General features: G+C 37.4%; 28 protein-coding genes and 3 pseudogenes. 10 read left to right on the forward strand and 21 right to left on the reverse strand.

Going from position 1 to position 24,165, the window contains the following annotated elements; genetic code table 11:
- Positions 1-71: 71 nt before the first annotated feature.
- From MKX52_RS08635 to MKX52_RS08645, 3 genes are all read right to left on the reverse strand, one after another.
- Positions 72-1,106, reverse strand: a complete 1,035-nt coding sequence (locus MKX52_RS08635) for an NADH:flavin oxidoreductase/NADH oxidase (protein ID WP_342491801.1) — start codon at positions 1,104-1,106, stop codon at positions 72-74.
- A gap of 119 nt (positions 1,107-1,225) precedes the next feature.
- Entirely contained in the window at positions 1,226-1,657 is a 432-nt protein-coding gene (locus tag MKX52_RS08640) for a MarR family transcriptional regulator (RefSeq protein ID WP_342491802.1), read from the reverse strand.
- A 327-nt stretch (positions 1,658-1,984) separates the two neighbouring features.
- Positions 1,985-2,248, reverse strand: coding sequence for a zinc-binding dehydrogenase (locus tag MKX52_RS08645; protein WP_342491803.1), 264 nt, complete (start codon positions 2,246-2,248; stop codon positions 1,985-1,987).
- Positions 2,249-2,886: 638 nt separating this feature from the next.
- Between MKX52_RS08645 and MKX52_RS08650 the strand changes: the two are divergent.
- Together MKX52_RS08650 and MKX52_RS08655 are read left to right on the forward strand one after the other, a co-directional pair.
- Positions 2,887-3,504 (forward strand): annotated as a pseudogene (locus MKX52_RS08650) (AzlC family ABC transporter permease); the annotation flags it as partial.
- 85 nt (positions 3,505-3,589) lie between these two features.
- Positions 3,590-3,908, forward strand: a pseudogene (locus MKX52_RS08655) (AzlD domain-containing protein).
- Positions 3,909-4,035: 127 nt separating this feature from the next.
- Here MKX52_RS08655 and MKX52_RS08660 read toward each other — a convergent pair.
- The gene (locus MKX52_RS08660) at positions 4,036-4,617 is read right to left on the reverse strand and encodes an NAD(P)H-dependent oxidoreductase (protein ID WP_342491804.1); all 582 of its coding nucleotides are present in this window, start codon (positions 4,615-4,617) and stop codon (positions 4,036-4,038) included.
- Between the two features lie 122 nt (positions 4,618-4,739).
- Here MKX52_RS08660 and MKX52_RS08665 point away from each other — a divergent pair, with 122 nt between their 5' ends.
- Positions 4,740-5,084, forward strand: coding sequence for a helix-turn-helix domain-containing protein (locus tag MKX52_RS08665; RefSeq protein ID WP_342491805.1), 345 nt, complete (start codon positions 4,740-4,742; stop codon positions 5,082-5,084).
- Positions 5,085-5,236: 152 nt separating this feature from the next.
- On the opposite strand, the gene MKX52_RS08670 is transcribed toward MKX52_RS08665, so the two are convergent.
- The 5 genes from MKX52_RS08670 to MKX52_RS08690 form a co-directional block, all read right to left on the reverse strand.
- Entirely contained in the window at positions 5,237-6,340 is a 1,104-nt protein-coding gene (locus MKX52_RS08670; RefSeq protein WP_342491806.1) for a threonine synthase, read from the reverse strand.
- A 71-nt stretch (positions 6,341-6,411) separates the two neighbouring features.
- Entirely contained in the window at positions 6,412-6,786 is a 375-nt protein-coding gene (locus MKX52_RS08675) for a RidA family protein (RefSeq protein WP_144459820.1), read from the reverse strand.
- An 11-nt stretch (positions 6,787-6,797) separates the two neighbouring features.
- Positions 6,798-7,448, reverse strand: coding sequence for a PAS domain-containing protein (locus MKX52_RS08680; protein ID WP_012010126.1), 651 nt, complete (start codon positions 7,446-7,448; stop codon positions 6,798-6,800).
- A 163-nt stretch (positions 7,449-7,611) separates the two neighbouring features.
- Positions 7,612-8,292, reverse strand: coding sequence for a TetR/AcrR family transcriptional regulator (locus MKX52_RS08685; RefSeq protein ID WP_342491807.1), 681 nt, complete (start codon positions 8,290-8,292; stop codon positions 7,612-7,614).
- 42 nt (positions 8,293-8,334) lie between these two features.
- A complete protein-coding gene (locus MKX52_RS08690; protein WP_342491808.1) occupies positions 8,335-9,504 on the reverse strand; it encodes an NAD(P)/FAD-dependent oxidoreductase in 1,170 nt (389 codons plus the stop codon).
- Between the two features lie 212 nt (positions 9,505-9,716).
- Here MKX52_RS08690 and MKX52_RS08695 point away from each other — a divergent pair, with 212 nt between their 5' ends.
- Positions 9,717-9,905 (forward strand): hypothetical protein, encoded by a 189-nt coding sequence (locus MKX52_RS08695; protein ID WP_012010127.1) that lies wholly within the window; start codon positions 9,717-9,719, stop codon positions 9,903-9,905.
- A 71-nt stretch (positions 9,906-9,976) separates the two neighbouring features.
- Here MKX52_RS08695 and MKX52_RS08700 read toward each other — a convergent pair whose 3' ends face one another.
- The 3 genes from MKX52_RS08700 to MKX52_RS08710 all read right to left on the reverse strand — a co-directional run bounded on the left by MKX52_RS08700 (position 9,977) and on the right by MKX52_RS08710 (position 11,470).
- A complete protein-coding gene (locus tag MKX52_RS08700) occupies positions 9,977-10,324 on the reverse strand; it encodes a DoxX family protein (RefSeq protein ID WP_342491809.1) in 348 nt (115 codons plus the stop codon).
- A 78-nt stretch (positions 10,325-10,402) separates the two neighbouring features.
- Positions 10,403-10,828, reverse strand: a complete 426-nt coding sequence (locus MKX52_RS08705; protein WP_342491810.1) for a MarR family transcriptional regulator — start codon at positions 10,826-10,828, stop codon at positions 10,403-10,405.
- A 72-nt stretch (positions 10,829-10,900) separates the two neighbouring features.
- Positions 10,901-11,470 (reverse strand): TetR/AcrR family transcriptional regulator, encoded by a 570-nt coding sequence (locus tag MKX52_RS08710; RefSeq protein WP_088002772.1) that lies wholly within the window; start codon positions 11,468-11,470, stop codon positions 10,901-10,903.
- Positions 11,471-11,508: 38 nt separating this feature from the next.
- Here MKX52_RS08710 and MKX52_RS08715 point away from each other — a divergent pair, with 38 nt between their 5' ends.
- From MKX52_RS08715 to MKX52_RS08730, 4 genes are read left to right on the forward strand one after another with little or no spacing between them, the layout of a single operon-like run.
- Positions 11,509-11,658 carry a hypothetical protein gene (locus tag MKX52_RS08715; RefSeq protein WP_186319919.1) on the forward strand — a complete coding sequence of 50 codons (150 nt, stop codon included), beginning with the start codon at positions 11,509-11,511 and terminating at the stop codon, positions 11,656-11,658.
- A complete protein-coding gene (locus tag MKX52_RS08720; RefSeq protein WP_342491811.1) occupies positions 11,651-12,211 on the forward strand; it encodes an NAD(P)H-dependent oxidoreductase in 561 nt (186 codons plus the stop codon). Before MKX52_RS08715 ends, MKX52_RS08720 begins: the two co-directional genes overlap by 8 nt.
- Positions 12,212-12,237: 26 nt before the next feature.
- Positions 12,238-13,164, forward strand: coding sequence for a DsbA family protein (locus MKX52_RS08725; RefSeq protein ID WP_342491812.1), 927 nt, complete (start codon positions 12,238-12,240; stop codon positions 13,162-13,164).
- Positions 13,165-13,175: 11 nt separating this feature from the next.
- Positions 13,176-13,493, forward strand: coding sequence for a monooxygenase (locus MKX52_RS08730; RefSeq protein ID WP_012010133.1), 318 nt, complete (start codon positions 13,176-13,178; stop codon positions 13,491-13,493).
- 103 nt (positions 13,494-13,596) lie between these two features.
- Here MKX52_RS08730 and MKX52_RS08735 read toward each other — a convergent pair.
- Positions 13,597-14,067 (reverse strand): annotated as a pseudogene (locus MKX52_RS08735) (choline esterase); the annotation flags it as partial.
- Positions 14,068-14,272: 205 nt separating this feature from the next.
- Between MKX52_RS08735 and MKX52_RS08740 the strand changes: the two are divergent.
- On the forward strand, positions 14,273-15,040 hold the full coding sequence (locus tag MKX52_RS08740; protein ID WP_342491813.1) for a pentapeptide repeat-containing protein: 768 nt from the start codon (positions 14,273-14,275) through the stop codon (positions 15,038-15,040).
- 43 nt (positions 15,041-15,083) lie between these two features.
- On the opposite strand, the gene MKX52_RS08745 is transcribed toward MKX52_RS08740, so the two are convergent.
- The 7 genes from MKX52_RS08745 to MKX52_RS08775 all read right to left on the reverse strand — a co-directional run bounded on the left by MKX52_RS08745 (position 15,084) and on the right by MKX52_RS08775 (position 22,023).
- A complete protein-coding gene (locus MKX52_RS08745; protein WP_216886852.1) occupies positions 15,084-15,506 on the reverse strand; it encodes a cytidine deaminase in 423 nt (140 codons plus the stop codon).
- A 118-nt stretch (positions 15,507-15,624) separates the two neighbouring features.
- The gene (locus MKX52_RS08750) at positions 15,625-15,897 is read right to left on the reverse strand and encodes a DUF2651 family protein (protein WP_012010137.1); all 273 of its coding nucleotides are present in this window, start codon (positions 15,895-15,897) and stop codon (positions 15,625-15,627) included.
- A gap of 198 nt (positions 15,898-16,095) precedes the next feature.
- Positions 16,096-17,022 (reverse strand): alpha/beta hydrolase, encoded by a 927-nt coding sequence (locus MKX52_RS08755; protein WP_342491814.1) that lies wholly within the window; start codon positions 17,020-17,022, stop codon positions 16,096-16,098.
- Between the two features lie 30 nt (positions 17,023-17,052).
- The gene (locus MKX52_RS08760; RefSeq protein WP_144503201.1) at positions 17,053-17,451 is read right to left on the reverse strand and encodes a MerR family transcriptional regulator; all 399 of its coding nucleotides are present in this window, start codon (positions 17,449-17,451) and stop codon (positions 17,053-17,055) included.
- 227 nt (positions 17,452-17,678) lie between these two features.
- Positions 17,679-19,154 (reverse strand): family 1 glycosylhydrolase, encoded by a 1,476-nt coding sequence (locus MKX52_RS08765; RefSeq protein ID WP_285855744.1) that lies wholly within the window; start codon positions 19,152-19,154, stop codon positions 17,679-17,681.
- Positions 19,155-19,168: 14 nt separating this feature from the next.
- Complete coding sequence (locus MKX52_RS08770) at positions 19,169-21,061, reverse strand: beta-glucoside-specific PTS transporter subunit IIABC (protein WP_342491815.1); 1,893 nt, start codon at positions 21,059-21,061, stop codon at positions 19,169-19,171.
- Positions 21,062-21,180: 119 nt separating this feature from the next.
- Complete coding sequence (locus tag MKX52_RS08775; protein ID WP_342491816.1) at positions 21,181-22,023, reverse strand: PRD domain-containing protein; 843 nt, start codon at positions 22,021-22,023, stop codon at positions 21,181-21,183.
- 374 nt (positions 22,024-22,397) lie between these two features.
- On the opposite strand from MKX52_RS08775, the gene MKX52_RS08780 reads away from it, so the two are divergent.
- Positions 22,398-22,706, forward strand: a complete 309-nt coding sequence (locus MKX52_RS08780; RefSeq protein ID WP_058015632.1) for a DUF4870 domain-containing protein — start codon at positions 22,398-22,400, stop codon at positions 22,704-22,706.
- Between the two features lie 55 nt (positions 22,707-22,761).
- Here the strand turns inward: MKX52_RS08780 and MKX52_RS08785 are convergent, their stop codons facing one another.
- Positions 22,762-24,165 (reverse strand): HAMP domain-containing sensor histidine kinase, encoded by a 1,404-nt coding sequence (locus MKX52_RS08785; protein ID WP_342491817.1) that lies wholly within the window; start codon positions 24,163-24,165, stop codon positions 22,762-22,764.

Here is a 24,165-nt window from a genome sequence, read left to right on the forward strand (position 1 = left end):
CGAAAACAATAATTTAGGTGCAATGAAAATTGCCAAATCATTGCACCCTTGAGGTTGTAATAATAATCTATTTAGAAACCAGCTTCATACTGTTTTGGAACCAATTCGTCAGTTGATTTTTTTAATTGTTTTGCTGCTTCCATTGCCCAATATGGATTACGGAGCATTCCTCTTCCTACAGCAACTAGATCTGCATCTTCCATACCTACAACTGCATTTGCTAAAATCGGATCATCTAAACGTCCTACAGCTATAACTGGCACATTTAATGCTTTTTTAATTTCTCTTGCTAATGGAACTTGGTATGCTGCGTGTGTTCCAGGCCTATTCATCGCAGGAATCTGACCTTCTCCGCCTGAAGTAATATCGAAAATCTCAGCACCTGCTTGATGATATGCTTTGGCTAATTCAATAGCATCTTGAATATTATAACCTCCATCTACATACTCTTTAGCAGAAATACGCATTATGAGAGGCATATCATCTGGGATTTCCTCTTTTGCAGCTTTCAAGATTTCTGATCCGAATTTTGTAAGATCTTGACCGAATTCATCTGTTCTCTTATTTGTTAATGGAGAGTGAAATTGATGAATTAAATAACCGTGAGCGCCATGAATTTCAATAGCGTCGAACCCTGCTTTGACAGCAAGCCTTACAGATCTACGAAATTTTTCAATCAATTCATAAACTTCATCTGTCGTTAATTCTCTTGGTGTTTTTGAATTCTCGTCAAAAGGGATGGCTGAAGGAGCTACTGGCACCTCTGCATCTTCAGCTTTTCGACCAGCATGGGCAATTTGAATTGCTGCTTTAGCTCCGTATTGATGAATGCCGTCTACAATTCGTTGTAATGCCGGGACTTGTTCTTTTGACCATAAACCTAAGTCATAATTTGAAATACGTCCATCAGGTTCAACATCTGTCATTTCCACCATTACTAATCCTGCCCCCCCAATAGCACGACTTACATAGTGAATATAATGCCAGTCAGTTGCTATGCCGTCTTTCTTATCTACACTGTATTGGCACATCGGAGACATCATAATACGATTCTTTACCTCTAACCCTTTCAAAGTAAATGGATCAAATATATTCTGCTCTTTCATTGTGGTCAACTCCTCATAATATTTGCATGCGTCTGCATTTACTTTCCTAATCTAACATCTCTAGTTGTTCCTGTCAATAGCCATGTTTACATGAGGGGATCAAACGATTCCCCCTCTTCTTAGTTGTTCACTTTGTTCTTTAAAATATCAAAAATGATACTATTTTGATTCTCTTCGATTTCTTTCATGGCTAAATTAAAGGTTTGTAATGCTCGTCCAAACCTTTCTTCCCCAGATTGTGTTAAAGAAGTATAAATACCACGTTTATCATCCTCGCAAGTGGATCTTTCTAGTGAACCACACGTTTTAGCTTCGAGCCTACCTACTAATCGTGACATTGCACTTTGACTTAACCCTATCAATTCTTGGAGTTGTTGTAATCGCAACTTGCGATCAGTTTCTTGTGATAAATAATACATCACATAGAATTCTTTCAGGGATATATTATTTTGTTCTTTTAAAGCAGTTTCTAATTCATTTATAATCTTGTCTGTCATCGCGTTGAAATTCACCCATTTGTTTAAAATTTCCAGCTGTAACTCCTTACTCATAACATCACCCTTTTAACATATAAATAGCTACTACTGTACTATGCGCTTATTTGCTTATCATCTTACAAACACATGTATGATAAAATCATATCACTTAAATACGTAAGAAACACTGATTTTCTTATTTGTTGTCTCAACATCTAAAATAGAGCTTGATACACTATATAGACTTATAGGTAGGGAATAACAATAAAAAAACAGATATAACCATTGTGTGTGATTTTTTATTTGGATTTAATTAAATAAAAAAAGCCAATATTACCCAATTGATTTGAGGATTCAATTCCACTGAAAGATTTTTTGAATTCATTTAAAGGATAAACGCGATCAATACTTAATTCCATGTTGTTTTATAAATTCAATCATTTCTAGAAACTCTTCATTGCTTCCCATAGTAGAGCCTAAAAGGGTCACCTGTCCATTGAAAAAATCACGCAAATTAATTTGGGCTATATCTCCAGCGGAGGCACCGAAGGTAACGATCGTCCCCTCTATTACCTGGTGTAGTGACTTGTAAATCGTAGCAGCACCAACTGAGTCAATTACAAGATCCACTTTTTCTCCATCAAGCAACTGATCCCAAATTTTCATTACTATCAATCGCTATATCTGCGCCAAACTCAATCGCTTTTGGGCTCTTTTCATCTGATCGTGCAGTCACATAAACGATTGCTACAAAGTGACAATACATCCCAAGATAAGTGTTTAGGCTTAGGTGCTACATTATCAGCAGTAATCGCAATTTTTTCTGCAAAAGTGCCATGATCAGGATGGCCAAGTATTGAAAAACCTTCAGGAGGTCATTTGTGTTATCCTTCCACCCAATTCCTGGATTTATGATGACTTGATTTCCCACTCGAACAAGATGCACCTCAGTACCAACAGAACCGATTACTCCAGCACCATCTAATCAAATGATTACTGGTGGTTCTGTAGATTTGTGTTTATCAAGAATAAATAAATCACAGTGATTCAGTCCCGCGGCTATCAAATTTACTATTACTTCTGTTTCTTTCGTTTGGGATTGAATTAATCGGCATTTTTAGCGCCTTTTTAAATCCCATACATTTTCATTAATTGTAAGGGGATTTTACATTATTTTAGAATTAGTTGCTTTTCAATGCAATTAATTTCTGAAACTTAATATTGTAGTGGATACAATTTTGTTATTTCTGTATGTATATAGCGTGTTATAACTGATATTAAATGAATTCAATGGGAGTGAAAACATGAAACAAAGAGAAAAAATTCTTTTAGCGTTTAAAGCTGCTTTTCCAAGTACCCTGCCTTTTCTGACTGGGTTTTTATTTTTAGGTTCAGCTTACGGAATATTTATGAATTCACTTGGATTCCACTCTGTTTATGCTACATTAATGAGTCTCTTAATATTTGCGGTTTCTATGGAATTTGTTGCAGCCATTCTGTTACTGACAGCTTTTAATCAATTAAATGCAGCATTTTAACAATGAGGCTGAATGCCCGCCATTTATTTTATGATTTATCAATGTTGGATAAATATAAAGGGACAGGGAAAAAAGGGCTATTTAATCTTTGGTCTGTGCGTTGAATCTTTTGCGATTAATAGCACAGCTAAAATATCTGAAAATATAGATAAGAGCTAGTTCTTGTTTGTCACCTTACTTAATCACTTTTATTGGGTATTTGGAGCAACGATTGGAGGTTTATTTAGATCCTTTATTCACTTTCAAACAAAGGGTTTAGAGTTTGTTATGGCTGCATTGTTTGTGGTTATTTTTCTAGATTAATGGATGAAGGGAAAAAAGCATCACAGTTCTATTGTGTGATTGGGAACTTCTCTTCTATGTCTCATCGTTTTTGAAGCTGCGTAATTCATTTTACCTGCAATGGCATTAATATTAAGCATTCTTACATTATGAATACGAGTACAAAAAGACGAGAGGTTATGGAACAATGACATTAGCGCAGAAAATTATCACTTTAGGAGTTGTCGTATTAGTCATCATGCTTCCGTTTATTATATTTACTGCAAATAAGCCTACTCCTACATTCAAACAATATTTAGGAAAATTCTTACCACCAGCTGTTCTTGGACTATTGGTCATCTATTGCGTAAGAGATGTCAATTTTCATTTAGGAACACATGGTATTCCTGAATGAATCGCTATTTTCTTAATAGTTGCTCTGCATTACTGGAAAAGGGAGTATGTTGCTTTCAATAGCTGGTGGCACAATTACTTATATGTTGCTTGTTCAACTAGTTTTTAAATAGATTGTAAAAAAACACTTCTTTCATTTAGATTAAAATCAACTCTCTATAGTTCAGAACCAAAATCTTGAGTGTTGTTTTGCTTGCATACATAATTTGATTTGTTACCGAAAATTGTTGAAACAGTAAATTAAATACTTTGGGCGATTTCTTTTAAAAATATCATTCTCTTTTCATCTGTTGTTAAGTTAACTCTCGAAAAATGAATCCATTTGGTGTCTTCATTTTTAATTCCCAAGTCAGCAAGAGTTCTGTTAATAAAAACGCTTTGAATCGCATTCCCAGCTTCAGATTCTATATAATCCTTATCTGTTGAAGATGTCGAGATCACGGTTGTTTTTTTTATATTTGTCAATAAGCCCTTCAAAGCACCAGTATTTTTATCTTCCAAGAATGCGAAACCTCTTAACATCACTTTATCAATAAATCCTTTTAAAATAGCAGGTAAATCCCACCACCAGACAGGAAATATAAATATCAATTCAGTTGACTGATTTAATTTCTCTTGATAATCCTTAACTAATTGATAAGGTGTTTCTCCTTTATTGAAATATTGAAATTCTTCAGCTGAAAAAACAGGATTAAACCCATCTTTATATAAATCGATCACTTGAAATGGTTCTCTCTTTGTTTCTAGATTTTCTATAATGGAAGTCAAAATGGCATGATTATAGCTTCCATCCCAAGGATGTGCATAGACAATCGTTTTCATTATTCATTCACCCTTTTTTGTTATTTTCATCATATTTTGATGTACATTCATTTTATTGTATGCTATAACGTACTACAAGTACGGTAATTAAAGTGCGATACTAACCTAAAGGAGAGTGTGAAATGACTAAAGAATCCTTTACAGCTAATGTTGACCTAAAAGAAACTGGATTTGGATACACTTTATCATTAATTGGTGGGAAATATAAGATGACGGTACCGTATGCTTTATATGCAAACAATGGTCCTATTCGCTATAATCAGTTGAAACGAATGCTTGGGGTTATCTCTTTTAAAACATTAACCAATACACTAAAAGAACTGGAAGCGGATCAATTAATTAATCGTAAAGAATATCCTCAAGTGCCTCCAAAAGTAGAATATCGTTTATCTGAAAAGGGTTTATCACTGATGCCTGTATTAGATGAGATATGTTATTGGGGAGAGGAACAAATGAAAAATCATTAGGTAGACTGGGAAGAAAGCTACTACGATTTAAACATGCTTACTAAAGTAGCTTTCTTCTCATCTTATATCAATCCCATTGGCTCATTTTGTTGATGCGCTAACTCTGTTCCTTCTGCCAGATAGAGAGCGTTCTGCGTGATTTTTCTCTCAGGTTATTTTGATTTTATCCCTGCACCACAAAGAGGTATGACAATGGTTTCTTCTGGTTTCTTTTGATATTTCATGTAGCCAGCCAAATTGACTGCTGAGGTCACTTCGACATAAAATCCTTTCTCACTTAATTTAGAGCGAGCATTCAATATCTCATCTTCTTCAATATCTATAAATGTACCATGGGTATCTTGTACAGCTTCTAAAATTTGTTTAGAGCGCGCCGGGGCAGCAATGGCTATCCCTTCTGCTAAGGTCCCTTTATTTGTGACAGGCGATGCTGATTTCTCTTCATTTTGATAAGCTTTCACAAGAGGTGCACAGTTTTTCGCTTGTATGGCAATGATTTTCGGTATTTTAAGAATCAAACCATTTTCAAATAACTCTTTAAAACCATAATACGCCCCTAGGAGGAGAGTACCGTTTCCAACCGGAATGATTAAAGCATCAGGTGCTCCATTTAGTTGTTCATAGATTTCATAGGCGTATGTTTTAGTGCCTTCAAAAAAATAAGGGTTATAGACATGACTTGCATAAAAAACCTTTTCATTGTCTACTGCCATTTGTGCCGCAGCTGCAATGTCTTCTCGCGTCCCGTGAATTTCTTTAATCGTTGCGCCATGGGCTTTGATTTGAGCGACTTTTTTGGGTGAAGTGTCATCGCTTAGATAGATGTCACAGGCGATACCGCAACGTGCTGCATAAGCTGCAATCGCCGTTCCTGCATTCCCACTACTATCAGCAATCACCTTTGATACCCCTAATTCTTTTGCATGTGTCATCAACACAGAGGCTCCTCGGTCTTTAAAGGATAATGTCGGCATCATAAAATCAACTTTTACATAAGTGTTTGGCTCATGAGGATCTAGTACGATTAAAGGGGATTGACCCTCCCCCATTGTGACCGTTTCCCAAGTGTTGGAACCTTTTGAAAATGGCATGGTTTCAACATAACGCCATAAGGAGTTTGGATAGTGATTCCAAGCTGCTACGTCTATTTTCGGGGTATCTTTCACTAGATTTAATACGCCATCACAATCACATTTCCATAGAGTTGGTGTCATCTCATATTTTTTCCCGCAATGGTGACAAATTAATTGATTCATCAATCATCTACCCCTTTGAATATTTTTTTATATGAAATATAATTTTTTATATATAGTAGGGAAAAAATATCTTAAATATATGCAATGGCATCCATTTCAATTTTAAAACCAAAATGTAATTCATTCGTTGGAACAATCGTACGCGCTGGTTTATGTTCACCGAAAAATTCCGTATAAACAGCATCGACTTTGTCCCATAAATGAATATCCGAAATGTATAATGTCATGCGCAAAATCTTCTCTTTTTTACTTCCCGCAGCCTCTACAATCATCTCTACATTCTTAAGCGCTTGTAATGTCTCTTCTTCAATGGGACCGAACTCTTTTTCTGTCGTTTCGGGATTGATGGCAAATTGTCCCGAAACATAGACTGTGTTTTGATGAATGGTTGCGAATGCATAGTGCCCGTTTGATTTTAGATTTCCTACCTCGAGTATGCTTTCCATGTTGACACTCCTTACCTCGATTTATTTTTAATTTCATCCAAATAGCTATAGACGGTTACTTTGGAAATGCCTAGCATAGATGCGACCTTTTCAACAGATCCTTTCATTAAAAAAATGCCCTTTTCATCCATGAATTTAATTAGTTCAATTTTTTCATGACGTTTCATGACTGGATGAACACTATTTTGAATGATTTGTTGAATCAATTGATCCACTATTTCTTCAACATTTTCAAGATCATCATTTGATGTTGTTTCTGCACCTTGAGCTTCCACTTGTGTAGTAAGAAAAGTATCTATAAATTGCTGCATTTGATTTAGGGCTTCAATATCAAAATTAATACAGAAAGCGCCAATCACTTTTTGCTTTGAATCACGTATTAATGAAGTCGAAGAACGAATCGTACGCTTATCTTCTGTTACAAATGTATAACCAGCCAGATAATCTTCTTTAAAATCTTCTGATTGTAATACAGTCTTGACTAGATGATCAAATGATTGGCCGATTTCTCTTCCTGTCACATGGTTATTTACTGTAAACATGACAGATGCTTGAGGGTTCGTTAAATCATGAATCACCACTTCACAATTTGGTCCAAACATTTTTGCAGTAGATTTTGCTAAAGGAATATAACTCTCTAATAACTTTTTAATATGTTCCATGCCTAAGCACCTCATTTTTTTATTCCACTAGATTATATAATTTTTTATATATAAAAACAATATATAGATTTATTTATACATTATGATGCTTTCAAGATCACAAATATGAAATTCACCATATAAAAAAAAGCAGCCATTGACTGCTTTTTACTTGTGCTCCTTTCTAATTGTTTTTTTGCTGAATTCCATACAAAATGACGTCAATTCCCCATCGGAATCGTTCCATTGAAACGGGATCACCTGCAAACATTTCTTCTTTTACACGATGAATGAAAGGAAAACGCGTCTTGTCTGCATCATGAAATGCTTTTTTTGTGTCTGAAACCTGCGAAGATTCATGTTTTTTCCAAGAGACCTTTTCGTATGCTACCGAAGATACGTATAACAGCAATAGGTCTACTCCCCATGCAGCGGATGTAGATTTGATCCCGCCTTCATGCAATGCAGCGAGAATATGTTCGGTCAACTGTAAAAAGTTCGTTCCTTGCGGGATGGTGGAAAGAGAAATTTCAGCAAGACCAGGTTTCTCGAATAGCAGTAGGAAATAAGTATGCAATATGTCAAATAACTGTTCTTTCCATGTGCGATCCGCAGAATCTGGATAAACCATTTGGCCGAGACCATAATCCAATACGTAAGCAGTGAGTTCTTGAAAATTGTTCACGTAGACATACAAGGATGCAGGTCCCGTATCCAAGGCTTTAGCCACCTTACGCATACTCATGCCCTCTATCCCATGCTCCTTAAGAAGCTCATAGGCCGTTTTCACAATGAGCTCACGGCTTAAGGGCTCTTTAGCCGGCCGAGACCGGCGACTTATAATACGACGATTTGAATTGTTCATAATCTCTTTATAACATGTCAAAGTAAAATAGTAAATTGAGCATCAATCACCGTTTTCTTGAAAAGAATTCATCATATTTGCAAGTTTGACCGCAGCATCTTTTGAAAAACACAGTTTTAAACTTTTTTCCGATTCACGAGCTTTCTCCGATGAATATTCGTACATCTTGTCTTCGTATTCTTCAATAGCCTTTTCAGTATCATGAGGATGTCGGATAATAGCAAGTGCGAGCTCCCTTGCATCAAACATCGCCATGTTTACACCCTCGCCTGCGAATGGCGACATGACGTGAGCTGCATCACCGATAAGCGTTACTCCTTTATGACGGTTCCATTTAAAACTAGTAGGAAGCGTATAAATCCGTCTTGGAATGATGGCATCTTCTGCATACCGAATATAATTTTTGAGCTGATCATCCCAATCACTAAATAACGTTAATAATTGTTCTTTTGCTTCTTTCGCTTGATGAAACGGTATACCACAAGTTTCGATCCAGTTGCGTTCTACCATTAGGCTTACATACACTTTAATCCGTCCATCACCGTTTAACTGACCAATTAGTCCTTTGTGGTCTGCTAAAGCAAACATTTTACCACGTTTATTAAATTCAGCTAAATCAGGGTAATTCTCCTCTACGCTTAAGACATTCAATTCCAGCATCGTGAGACCTGAGTATTCAATATCAATATCTGTTAACAGAGGACGCACACGAGAAAAAGCACCATCAGCCCCAATCAAAAGGTCAACTGTCTCGACAACCCCGTTTTCAAAATGAAGCTCCGTCATGCCGTTTTCTAATGAAACGCATCTTTCTAGTTTATAACCATATTTGATATTTTTAGCATCAATTTGATCTAACAGTAGTTCACATAACACACCACGATCAATTTCTGGGCGAGTGCCTTTTTGATCTGATTCCGTTTCTTCATCTAAATAAATTCTTCCTAAGTTATCAAGTAATCGGAAATCTTCTCCTTCATAACGGGCATTTTTTTGAAATTTCTCATAAACTCCTGCTTCTTTTAAGGCTTTTTGACCTGTTTCTTCATGAATATCCAGCGAGCCTCCACGTTCAAGGCTCTTGTCATGCATTTCCCGTTCATAGATGGTTGTTTGTATACCGTAATTTTGCAGAATTAAGGCGAGTGTTAGTCCCCCAGGTCCTCCTCCAATGATAGCGATTTGCTTTTGATCCTTAGATAATGCCGTCATCTTATGCATCTCCTCATTCCTTTGTGGAAATCGTTTTAAATTACATCTCATTTATATTATAACGAACATTGTTCGCAAAGAACAGTGTTCGTTATAATTATTTGTTTCACGATTGTGTTTTAATGAAAAGAAACCAATCACCCACCATCATATGATACACTTTTGATCAGTAGGTCCCAATGGTTCTAACTCTAAGTGTAAGAGGTGTTTCTATGAATAAATTATTGGCCATGCTGATATTAGGATTAGGCTTTAGTGGTGCCGCGCTTATTCTTTCTATCCCTTTGTTATTCAAAGCCAAACCAGAACAAACTGAGCTGATGTTTGCTGCTGGATCAGCGGGCGCTTTCGTAGTATTTGCTGTCTCATGCTTAGTTCTCCGAAGACGATTCAATCGCTAAAAAACCTAAACAACATCCATCATTGGAACAATGGAGATTTGTTTAGGTTTGTGACTTACCTTGATATGAATTTAAAGAAAGTGGTATAGACTGACCCCAATACTAAGAGCGAATAAAACAAGTGCAGGAATTGCTTTTTTAATGGGATCTCTGGCCAATACGATCAGAGTAAATGCAGCTGCCAGCATCGTGCCTCCTAACAATAAGCCTGATAATAATGCTAATGTTGACATCCATATGCCGACGAGCATTCCAGCGGCGCCTATTAGCTCAAGAGCCCCCGTTAACACATTGAAAAATGCAGGTAAACCAAATCGTTTGAACTCTTCTGCCATTTTCCCTGATATGATTTTCGTTCCTGTGAGGAAAAAGAAAACAGCCAATACAATTTGTAGAATAAGAATGAAAATAGTGATCACATCTTCCTAAAAAGTGAATTTTATATGTCATAGCATATATCGTGCAAAAATAGAGGTTGTTCCTGCTTTACAGATTTATCAAGACGGATAGTCTGAATGAAATAATTTGTTTAAAAGTAATTTTAATTGTTGAATCTCTTCATCGCTTAATTGATTTGTCACAGTTCGATGTGCATCGATGACGACAGGAAGAATCGCCTTTTTGATCTCGTCTCCTTTTTCTGTTAAAAACAAATGATGTGAGCGCCGGTCTTGTTCATTATAGATTTTTTTGACAAGCCCTTTTCGTTCCATTGACTGGATCATTCTGACGACAGTGGTTTGATTTTTATCAATGCCTTCTGCCAATTCTTTTTGAGTCGTCCCTTTTTCATGGTTAAGAATACTAATAATACCCCACTGTTCTGGTGTAACTCCGTACGGCTTTAACCTATTCGTAAAATAATTCGTCATTTTCACATCAGTGCGATGAACGAGATAACCTATTAAATCGTGTAACTTCATGTAAACACCCTTTAATTATTTTATATGCTATAGCATTTATATTAGTGGAGCGGTGACGCATTGTCAAATTGTCTACCGGTTATGCTTAAAATCAATACCTGACATGATATACGGCAATGCTGATTTGATAAATTTTTCTGAAGAAATGTGCGAACTATTCTTTCTCCATTCAACAGAAGCTCCGTGAATCCCCCAGCTTAAAAAAACAGCCGTGACCTTCAACACTTGTTTTTCGACATTAGTATATTGATTCACTAACAATTGATAAAAAATAATTTCAAGCTGTTCTCGAACAATTGGAGCAAGTTCAGTTTCATATTCTACTTGGCACCGATTATGCAGAGATTGTTGAAAACTGGCTAGCGCTTTAAAGATATTCATCATTGTATCTTCATCTAGTTTACTATTATTAAAATTGATACTTTCTAAATTAATCGACAATACTTCTGAGAGTGTTTTATCTAATAAATCGTATTTATCCTCAAAATGATAATAAAACGTCGCCCGATTAATCATAGCTTCTGCTGTCACATCTTTCACCGTAATATCCTTAAATTCCTTTTTTGATGAAAGCTTGATGAATGACTCCATTATTAATTTACGAGTTCTTAATACGCGCGGATCTGTCTTTGGCTGCGTCATCTTCTTCCCCCTTCTTTTTAAACACATGCATCAATCTGTTGGATAAACAACAAATTGAAGAAATTATTGGTGTTGATCTCACTCATTCTGTCTTAAGATTCAATTGTAAAGCAAATGATGGCTTGATTCAAACAACGGATCAGGAAACGAGTATTCCTGAACAATTAAGGAGGAAATATCATGATTAAAATAGGGATTATCACTGGTAGTACAAGAGATTCAAGAGTTAATATTCAAGTAGCGGAATGGGTAAAATCCATCGCAGATAAACGAACGGATGCTACTTTTGAGATCGTTGATATTAAGGATTATGAGCTGCCTCGCTACAACGAACCAGCACCTGCCCTCATGTCAAAGGATTATCAAACACCAGAAGCGCATGCATGGTCAAAAAAAGTGAGTGAGCTTGATGGGTTTATTTTTGTCACGCCTGAATACAACAAAGCGGTCACAGCTGGACTGAAAGATATGATTGATTACTTATATACTGAATGGAACAACAAGGCAGCTGGAATTGTCAGCTATGGTTCTTCTCTAGGTGTGACAGCAGCAAATAACTTACGGTTAATTTTATCTGTTCCGGCTGTTGCAACAGTTCGTACTCAACCTGGGCTAAGTCTTTTTACTGACTTTGAACATATGACAACCTTTAAGCCCGCAGCGTTTCATGAAGAAACGGTTGATACGATGCTGGTTGAAGTCGTATCTTGGTCTACAGCTTTAAAAACCATCAGACATTAATACTTAAACAGAAAAGAGGAAATAACTTGAAAAACAATGACATGTTTTGTGATTTAGAAACTGGTGTATGTGGTGTAGGTGAAGAGGAAGATATCCAAGTCATTGACTTTCACCAACCTAAAAAAACCATTACACTCTACTATGTAACAGATCCAATTTGTTCTCATTGCTGGGCAATTGAACCTGTCCTGCGTCGTTTGAAAGAGGAATATGGACATTATTTTCATTTTCAGACTGTGTTAGGTGGACTGCTAGAGAAATGGCATGATGGTCCAATTGATCCTGCAAACGGAATTTATAAGCCGGCTGATGTTGCGGGTCACTGGAGAGAAGTCGGAGAACATTCTCGCATGCCAATAGATGGGTCCTTAATGATTGACAATCCTGTTCAATCCTCATACCCATCCTCTCGTGTGTTCAAAGTGATTCAAAAACATCACGGTGATGAACAAGCCTATACGTTTTTACGCCGTGCAAGAGAAGCGCTATTTGCATTCAATCAAAATATATCGGATATCGCGGTTTTGATTGATATCGTTAATAACCTTGGACTGAATGGAGATGTGATTTTACATGAAGCGGAGCTCCCAAGCGGACAAGACTTATTAAATCAAGATTTTGCTCTTGTTCGAGACTTCGGTGCAAGAGGTTTTCCGACCATCATCTTCGTCAACGAAGAAAATAAAGGAGTTAAAATCACAGGTGGTCGACCATTAGACGTCTATATTGATGGATTAAAGCAAGCTTTAAACACAGAAGAGCTTCAACCGAAGAAGCTCCCCGTGGTTTCTGCCTTACTCGAAAAAGAAAAATGTCTCTTCTCTAAAGAGATTGAAGTGATGTACGATGTTGAACAATCGGATGTGCTTTCTTTTATGGAGAAAGAACTTTCACAAGAATCGTTCCAATTGAAAGAAGTTCTAGGAGAACAGTATTTCACAACTTCAACATAAGGAGAATGATGATGGCTTACGTATTACAAGTGGATTTTAAGATGAATGGTCCTTTCGGAGATGAATTGGCAAAAGAGTTTTCTGATTTAGCGAGAAGTATTAATGAAGAGGACGGGTTCATATGGAAGATATGGACGGAGAATCCTGAGAAAAATGAGGCTGGCGGGATTTATTTATTTGAAACAAAAGAAGCAGCCGAAACATATCTCGATATGCATTCTAAAAGAATCACGAGCTTTGGCATAACAGACATCAATGCGAAAATCTTTGATATAAACTCTGAGCTGACTCATATTACAAAAGGTCCATTCAAAACGCATAAAGATTGAGACACGAAAAAAGAGCAGTCGCTGGCTGCTCTTTTTGCTTATGAATTAATATTCAACTTTAAACCGACTCTTTAAAAGGTTATGATTAACAGTTTCCTCTATCTCATTTGCTGTTTGTTTTTTTGATTAAGTTTACACCATCATATGATAGGTTTTCCACATGTGCAGTCTTTTGCAGGATGTAATGATCAAAAAACGTCTTCGTATAGTCTGTCACAAGATGACGCATCTCTAATGCATCCCTTGTGCCTCTCAGTTCCTCCTCTACACCTGTAAACACGATGTCACAGTAATCTAAATGTGCAGCACCATCAACAGTGAAATAATAGGTTTCCATGCTATTGTTAGCACCAACGATCGCATTCATATCATAATTCGGTTCAGAAAACAGGAGCAAAAAGGGTTTATTGAGATCGCTGTCGAGAAGGCCGAAGGCACCACTATCTAAGCCAACCCCGCAGACAAACCGGTCGTCATCCCGGCAAACAATAGCCGCTGTAGGCCCGCCATAAGAATGTCCGGCGATGCCCATGCCGATGTCGATGCCGAGCAGTAGTCTGTTGTGAAAAATAGACTTCCATTTGGTTCTGGAAATGTGTCATACCTTTTATTCTTTTATGCCCCTTTCATCATGAAAATGGATACCTGTTCTTTGCTGGGTGCGTATCGTTTTGTGATATAATTTTGAGTCAAAGACAAGCGCTAAGAAAAATGAAATGAACTTGCTAAATGGACATCATGATTGTGAAGAATTCCGAAGAAATGATAGGGTGATAGCGATGAGAAGAGTAGAGTCAGGTATATCAATAGACAACGAAACATTTTCTGATGTTACCAGGTATGAAAACGAAACAATCAGCAGAACGACAATCATCAACTCAAATGTTCGTTCTCCTATTTTTTGGAGTTGTCACTTGGATCATCTTGTATTTGATACGTGTGATCTCACGAATGCAAGATTTTTTGCCGGTAGTACGGTTGATCATTGTACTTTTATTCGTTCCGACTTGCGCTCTGTGGGCATTGGCAAAAACGAAGCCGTCTTCACCAATTGCGTATTTTCTTCCTGCGATATGAGAGGAATGACATTGGAGAATGCTACGTTTATCGATTGTACTTTCTCTAAATGTAGATTCAATGACTGCGTTTTACAGGTTGCGAACATCGTCAATTGTACTTTTGCTGGTAAGCTAATAGATATTACGTTTGAGGGAAATGGCAAACAAAAGCTGATCGCCGATTTTGAATACTGTACCCTTGACGGTGTTCGTTTTATAGGCTGTGACCTGTCGGCATGTAATCCGCCAGCATTCAAAAACCATTTATATGTTGAAAATGTATCTGAACGTGTGAAAAAGGCCTTAGAGAAAATAGATGATGACCCTACTCTGTCTGACGATGATCGGAAAATACTAGTGCGCAGTATGCGCAAGCTTGAACAAATGGAACAGTATATTTTTAACACGAAACATATGGAGAAAATATATGGGGCTGCTTTTGCGGAGCGATTTTTCAGTCATCTTGGATGTAGCAAGGGTCACATTTAGCGTTTGCTACATCTCTTTTTCTACTTTATCTTTATGTGGTACATCAGCTTCGAGTATATTTGAGCGGAATGAGTTCTTCGATTTTCACCTTGACCAGCTCCCCATCGATCTCAAGGATGACAAAACATGCTGGTCCAAAGTCTGAAATGAGCTCTCGGCAGATGCCGCAAGGGCTTACTACCCTAATGCTTCTATCTTCTTCATCTGAATAAGGGTGTCTCACTGCAACAATGGTATCAAAATCCTTATATCCATTTGATAAAGCGCTACCAATCGCAATGGCTTCTGCGCAAACAGTTACCCGTCCGATATAGGCTTCTATATGGACAGCTGATATGATTTCTCCTGTTTTCATACGGATCGCTGCCCCTACATGGTGTTTATCATCTTCATAAAGACTGATCATCTTCTTTTTTGCTTCGTCAACTAATTCTACATCTTTTTGTGATAGATCAAAAGTTTTCATCGCGTTCCCCTTTCACCTCACTACTCGTATGAATTATACCAAACATGAGGTGATGAACTGTGGCGTGAGATGAAATGAATGGGAACAAAAACAGCTTATGTTTGCATATATCATCTTCTTATCCTTTTTTATAGCGACGAATCATATAGTGGATGATTTTTGTGATGACAGAGGTACACATGCATAAAAAGGTCATCGTAATGACCCAATACATATTCGACATATCAAACCCCGTATAGGCAAAGATAAAAATGGTTGAAGCTGCAAAGGTGATCATTAGAACGATGTAGACCCGCTTAAAGAGGATATAGCCTACAATCCCCCATATTAAAATTAACAAAGGCAATGTAAATAAGATCAGAGCCATAGGTTGAAGAAAAGACATCATCATTATCCACTCTCCTTTACTAACTACCCATTTGTTTCATTCCAATGATAAAGCGAACAATCTTCATGTTAATGGGAAAGATGCTCCTTGTAAACATATATTGCAATTTAAGGAAAGTTTAATCTGTTATGGATTGATATTGTGATTGTATTTAAAAAGACTGCTTTCAAGTAAGCAGTCTTTTTGGTGTGAACTGAATTTCTAACGATTGATCACTTGAATGATTTTCTCCGCGGCATCTTGTGCCTCAGGAATAGGCATGACAACAAACACATGCAGCATTTCAGGATAAACAAAGGTTTTGATGTCCATTCCTTGTTCTGTTAGTTTTTCATCGAGCTTTATGGCATCTGGATATAACATATCATGTGTTCCAATGAAATGAGTAATCTTCGCAAGTCCTTTGAAGTCACCGTATATGGGACTGATCAATGGATCAGTGACATGTTGATCAGCTGTCCAAATCTTTGCAATGACTTCCATTCCTTCATGACCTAGAATCGGGTCCTTCTTTGCATATTCAAACATGAGAGGATTGCTTAAGCTCATGTCAACACATGCAGATAATAAAATAATATCCTTCGGCTGTGGCAGACCTTCCTTCTTTAAAAGGTGCGCCAGACCAAGTGAGATATTTCCGCCAGCTGAATCCCCCATGATCGTCAATTGATTGGCACTTCCGGCGGTTTTCAGAAGGTCTTTATATAGGTTAAGAATTTTCGGATACGTATCCTTGTAGCTATAATGAGGCACTTTTGGGTAGATAGGAGCGACCACTTTCGCATCGAGTGATTGCGCCATTTTATCCATGAACCACCAATGGACATTCAAAGGCTGATTTGTCCATGCGCCACCATGAAGATAGAGAATGACTTTTTGATTTTGTGATGCTTGTTCATTCAATGTGAACACTTGCATGCCTTCGAATATCTCCTCTTGTACCTCACTAATTAATTTCACATCATCCCCAATGGCATAAGGCTGCGTATTTTCAATTCCTTTTTGCTCAAGAAATTTTTTTGTATGTTCGATACTAGAAAAACTCTCTTTATTACTTTGCGAAGCGAATAATGTTTCAAATTGAATACTTTCTTTAGAACGTTCACCATGATAAATTTCTACACTCATTTTTTTCTCTCCTAACACTCAATATGATGATTAATCATCCTGATTTGGTACACGAAATGTTTCCAGGTAGACGTGTACTTTTGTTTCAGGGGTTTTTAATAAGTTAGATAAAAGGTCTTGAATGAGACGAAGGCTTTTAATTTTCTTTTCAATTTCTTCATGTTTAAGATGGACAATTTCCCTTAGGGTATCAAGGTCTATGTCTTGACTTAGCATGTTCATAATTTCAGCTATTTCCTTTAATGAATAACCCAGCGTTTTTGCATCTTTGATCAATTGAATCTTCACAACATAGTCTTCTGTATAGAATCTGTAACCGTTTGAACGTCGTCTTGGAGCAGGCAATATGTTGTGGTCTTCATAGTAACGAATTGTGGCAGGACTTACTCCTGTTTTTTTGGCAAGTTCTCCTCTAGTCATCAACTCCATCGTTACTCCTTTTTCATTATTTTTCTTACTATATGTACATTATAAAGGTTGAACTATACTTCAAGGTCAAGGTGAAACATTTTTTGACCAGTTTTTGTTTATTGTAGCGAGGAGATATCTAGTGCTTTTATGACATGATTTGGGTTACTTTTCAGTTAACAAATAAAACACCATCGCGCCCGTCAAATAAAGGCGGGCGCAATGATGTTTTCATCATTCATTCTAGATTATGATAAATCTTCTCCATTTGTTGCAATCACATTTTTGTACCAGTAGAAGGAATCCTTTCTGTAACGATTCAATGTACCATTCCCTCTGTCGTCTTGATCTACATAGATCAAACCATAGCGTTTACTCATTTGAGATGTTCCGCAGCTAATTAAGTCAATGCAACCCCAAGGCGTATACCCCATTAAGTCGACACCTTCTTTGACTGCTTCTTTCATCTGTTCAATATGTTGTTTTAAATAATCAATTCGATAATCGTCGTGTATTTCTCCGTCTGATGTCAGTGTATCTCTTGCACCAAGTCCGTTTTCACAAACAAATAAAGGTTTTTGGTATCTGTCATACAGCTTAATTAATGAAATGCGCAGACCCATCGGATCAATTGGCCAATCCCATTGTGATAACTCCAAATGCTCATTTTTGATTGGGCTATCAAATGTACCCGCTAGCTCGGCTGCATCTTCTCGCGCTTCTGCTACGTGGGACATATAGTAGCTGATTGCCACAAAATCAACGATGCCCTCTTTCAAAATTTGCTCATCTTGCTCTTCGATATCGAGCTTTATGTCGTTGTCAGCAAAATATTTCACCATGTATGTTGGATATTCACCTCTAGCTTGAACATCCGGATAGAACATATTCAATTGGTTCGATTTTACCGCTTGCAGCTGGTCCTCTGGCTTCGTTGTTTTTGCATAGGCTTCAATTTGGTTAATCATACAGCCAATTTGGACATTTGGAATGATTTCTTTTGCAGCCTTCACTGTGAGAGCACTGGCGATAAATTGGTGATGTGATGCTTGATACGCAGCCTGTAATTTATGGTCTACTAGGTCCTCTAAAATTCCAGCACCGGTGTAAAGGCTGTTGAGGTTCATATTCATTTCATTGAATGTAATCCAATACTTCACTTTATCTTTATATCTTTCTAAAATAGCGCGGGCATATTTTTCAAACAACGGGACAAGCTCTCTACTCATCCAGCCATTATATTTCTCTGTTAAAGTAATCGGCATTTCATAGTGAGACATCGTGACTAACGGTTCAATTCCATATTTCGCACATTCATCAAATACTTGATCGTAAAAAGCCAATCCTTCTTCGTTTGGCTTGTCTTCTAAACCAGTTGGAAAGATTCTTGCCCATGAAATAGACAAGCGAAACACTTTAAAGCCCATCTCTGCAAATAGTGCAATATCCTCTTCATATCGATGGTAAAAATCGATTCCGCGTCTTTTTGGGAAATCAAATTCATCAGGTTGTTCCTTGTATCTTTTTAATTCAGTTGAACTAACATCGAAAGTAAAATTGTTCACTTTTCCTTTTTCATAAGGATCTTTATATGCAGCAAAGTCTGATGTCGACAGGCCCTTGCCACCTTCTAAGTATGCGCCCTCTATTTGATTGGCAGCAGTTGCGCCACCCCATAAGAAATTATCTGAAAATCCTTTTTTTAATTCTTTCATTTCAATCATCCCTTCTCTTTATATTAGTGAATAAGCATTAAGAGCTTATTTTGACCTGCGGTGACATGAGCGTCACCTGTATGAATCACATCAAGGTATTGCGTAGAATTTGTGACGATAATAGGTGTCACTACATCTAAATGGTTTGATTGAATTCCTTCTATATCAAACGATAATAAATGATCCCCGGTTTTGATCTCATCGCCCTCTTTTACGAGTACATCAAAGAATTGGCCGTTTAGGCTGACGGTATCAATCCCCACGTGAATCAATAATTCAATCCCATCATCTGAAACGATTCCGATGGCATGTTTAGTAGGCGTAACAGTCACTACTTTTCCTGAGAACGGTGCTTGTACCACCCCCTTATCAGGCAAAATTGCGACTCCTTTTCCCATCATTTCACTTGAGAACACGGAATCATTCACTTCAGATAAAGGAATGACCTTTCCGCTCATAGGTGCTTGAACTTCGAATGGGCTTGTTTGCTTAGATAATTGTTGATTCTCTGTACCCACAGCGTGATTTGGCTTTTCTGCTGCTTGCTCGTTAACGGCTGTAACAGACTCCTTAAATCCAAGGAAAATGGTGACGAGAAGTGACACGATAAAGCTCAAGGCGATTCCAATCAGAGCCAGCTGGAAATTATTCGTCCCTTTCATCATGTAAGTGGGCAGTGAGGTGATGCCTGGAATCGAAAAGGCAGTTGTTTTAACTGAAAATAAACCGTAAAAACATCCACCGACTGCGCCGCCAATTAATGAAGCATAAAATGGTTTTTTTAGTCTAAGCGTGACTCCATAAATGGCTGGTTCTGTGATACCGAAGAAACTAGGAAGCAATGTTGAAAGCGCTAAAGACCTTGTTTCTACCCGTTTGGTACGGATGATGACACCTAACACAGCGCCTGCTTGCGCCATATTCGCGATGAAATTCATCGGAAGCAGCATGATATCGTAACCCATTTTTTCAAAGCTGGCTAACGTGCTTGGGAAAAATGCGTAATGCATCCCAGTTAACACAATGAGTGGCATCATGCCTCCCATTAATAAACCGGCAATCGGACCAGCGAAATTGAACAAGGAAGTGAAAAAGATTTCTAAATACTGCCCGGAAACGTTTCCAATAGGAGCGATAAAAGCCAGTGTAAGAGGAGCCGTGATCATTAGGCTCAGTACTGGTGTAAATACGATACTTAAGGATTTTGGGATCGCTTTTGTTATCCACTTATCGACAAAACTTAGTAATAGCACACCTAAAATAATTGGTAATACAGAAGATGTGTAATTATTTAATGGAATACTCAATCCTAAAAAACTTAACGGATCTGCTCCCTTTGCTGCACCTTCGATCATCGCTGGATATAGTAAAATCCCTGCTAATGCGAGCGCAAGAGATTCTCGCGTTTTAAACTTTTTCGCTGCCGAATAAGCAATGAGGAAAGGTAAAAAGTAAAACACAGCATTTGAAAAGATTTGAAGTACCTGATAGGTAGAGCTTGTCTCCGTTAGCCAACCTAAGCTAACAAACAGTGCCATGATCCCTTTGATCAATCCACTACCAACAATCGCTGGTAAAATAGGTGTGAAAATTCCGCTGATTACATCGAATACGACTTCGATTGGATTCATCTTTGACGAGTTTTTAACAGGAGTGGAATCATTGCTACTATGACCGACCAGATGATCGATTTCCTCATAAATCTCTGCTACCTTTGCTCCAATAATGACTTGAAATTGTCCACTTTGGAATTGTGCACCTAAAACACCATCTAATGTTTTCAGCTCATCCACTTTAACCTTGCTTTCATTGTTGAGATTAAATCTTAGCCTTGTGATACAATGCCAACTTTGAGATATATTCTCGGTTCCACCGATTAATTTCACAATTTCTTGAGCCAATTCTTTGTTTTCCATGCCTTCACCCCTTCATTTTCACAAAAAAAACCTAAACAAAATCCACCATTAGAAAAGATCATTCTTCTTCATGGAGATTTGTTTAGGTTAATGCTTTTTCATAACACGCCTAAAAGAAATCATTTATTTTTTTGGTGTTCCTTTGTAATTCTTTCAATATGGATGACTAAAAAAACAAGCTCGTCTTCTGTCACATTCCAATTGAATTCTCGTTTTAACATTTCTTTGATAATCAACCCGCACGCATAACTCTTCATATAACGATCCTGTATTAATTCTTTTAACGAGTCATCCATCTGCTGTGGTGGTTGATTGGTTTCCTGCCTGACAATAAAATATCTCAAATGTGTGATAAACCTCGAATAATTAATGGATGATTTATCTAATATCATCTCAAAAATATTTTGAATGATTTTGACGATTTCTTTCGTGAGGTGAGTCATCTTAATGGTGTCTCCCATAGACTGACCATCTATTTGAGCGTTTACAAAATGCAGGGCAATGAGTGAAGCTTCAGTATCTTCAAAAGAAATGCCCATCATCTTTTGAATAATTGTCAGTGCTTTTTTCCCGATTTGATATTCTTGAAAATAGAGATGTGGAATCTCCCACACAATGGGGTTTTCATACGCTATTTTTTCTTCGTGCCTTTGAATAGCAAAGGTAAGATGATCGGAAAGCGAAAAGAGCACGCTGGAACCTAACTTCTTATTCAACATCTCTTCGCCCACGCGAATGATTTTTTCAGTTAATAAAAGGATATCAGTTGGGATAGCGGTAAGTTGAGATTCTAATGGAGACGTCTGATCAGAATAAAATGTCTTACTGATAGCGCTCTCATCAAGTGTATCACCTTTCTTCTTTTTAAAACCTATTCCTGTTCCAAACACAACAACTTCATTTTGAGTCTCTGTTAGAGCTAATACGATATTATTATTTAAAACTTTAACGACGGTGAACATCCTCATCCCACCTTACCTAAAATGCTAAAATAAGCATAAAAAAACACCAAAATCTCAGCAAACAACGTACAAATGTACAAACTGTTTACCTGACTTGGTGGTGCCTGATCATATCAGTAACACTCCTGCATCGGTTACGACTTTATTTTAAACAGAGGAATGACCAAAGTCAACTATTTTTTCTGAAAAAATAGATGTAAATACCTATAATGATTTTATCTTGCATGGATCATTCTACAGTTTAACATATTTAAGGTTGTTGTAAGGTTCGGATTAATACAAGTTAAGGTTGAGGTTGTACAATGGGTTTGTAAGGAAGTGAGGGATGAGTCAAATGGTCCCCTCTTCTAAATCAATCATAGAGGTGAAATGTTTTGAGAGAAAATAAAATTTTGTCTTCATTATGTTACTTCAGTATCTTTTTTGCACCGTTTCTGTTTCCGATTATCGTCTACTTCTTAGGAAAGGACGAAGTGAAATATCATGCGAAAAAGTCACTATGGACGCATGTTATTCCTTATTTGATTTTCGGTATTGGAATTGCCGGATCAGGTTTACTTGGCATGAACGATATCAGCCATGCTGGTCCGTTCTTAATTGCAACATATGCTGTGACATTCCTTGTGGCGATCTATTTCTTCATTTGGAACATTGTGAAAGGCATTAAAGTGTTTTCAGAATAATAGATGGAAAAAACGGTTCTGTCATTGAGCAGAACCGTTTTTTTTGTATGTCTCTTTATGCGGGTAACTGGATATCAATCGTAGTCCCTTCTCCAATGATACTCTGTATCGTCATATCTCCGCCGTGTTTTTGGATGATATCTTTTGCAATCGCCATTCCAAGACCAGAGCCAGCATGTGTCCCTCCTGTATTCGTCCCTCTATAGTAGCGGTCAAACACTTTTTCTAGCTCTGCTTCTTCAATTCCTTTGCCGTTGTCTTGAATTGTGATGTGGGTATGGTCTTTTTGTTCAAGCTGTACAATGATTTTCACATCAGCATCATTGTGGACCAGGGCATTTAATATGAGATTGGTGACCGCTCTTCGTATGAGGATCGTATCAATATTCAGCATAAGCTTGTCTACATTCGTTTGCAGCTCAATGGTCTGATTAGCATATCTCGAATCATTGAGGATATCAATTAACGTTTCACGCAGCAACGGCACAATGTTCACCAGCTCTTTATGCAGCATCACGTCGTTATTTTTAAGCCTTGTTGTTAAATTTAGATCCTCCATGACATCTTTAATGTACAGTGCTTTATTCTCAATGATGTCAGCGTAATGTCTGATATCTTGATCTGAAAGAGGATAACTTGGATCTTTCATGATTTCTGCATAGCCTTGAATAGAGGATAATGGTGTTTTAATATCATGAGAAATATGGCTGATCCACTCTTCTCGCATTTGCTCTAATTTGTCTTTTTCTTTTTGACTTGAAGCGAGCTGTTCTGATAATTGATTGACATTATAGAATACATCTTTATAGATCCCCTTCGTTGGCAGCTTCGTCGTATAATCTCCGTTTGCGAGTCGCTGAATGCCGTAAATGGCACGGCCGAGCGGTTTGATGAGCTGCCGGCTGAATAAGTATCCAATGAATAAGGCAATGATGGCATCAATCGATAATAAAATCATCGTCCCGATATTGAATTGGGATATTAAGTCTTTCGTATCAAAAGAAAATAAATATTTTCCGATGGAAGGGTCCTTAAATCCGATAAAGTAGCTGTATTCCTCGCCCTTTCCGTTTTTCCCCCCAGCATAAATAGTAGACATCAATTGCTTATCTTTATATTTATGTAAGTTCACGATTTCTATAGGTGTGTATTTGCTCTTTAAACCTTTAGGTGCTTGTGCATGATAGACGTCTTGTCCATTTTCATCTAATATTTGAATCCAAGCGTTTTGTTGTTTTAAGGCTTGTTGTCCTTCTTTACTCACAGTAATATCTTGATCAGACAAGGTGATGTATTGTTCAAATGTTCTTGTGAAGGTTTCCGGCGTATTTTCTTCGTTTTGCTGGCTGCTTGCTTGTAGTACAAGCCAAATCATGAATCCAAATAAGTTAATAAAGACTGTGATAATGGTCACGATAATGACAGAGACCATATATCTGCCTGTTAATCGCCATTTCAT

The sequence above is a fragment of the Bacillus sp. FSL R5-0422 genome, assembly GCF_038610765.1.
GTDB classification, from domain to species: domain Bacteria; phylum Bacillota; class Bacilli; order Bacillales; family Bacillaceae; genus Bacillus; species Bacillus pumilus_O.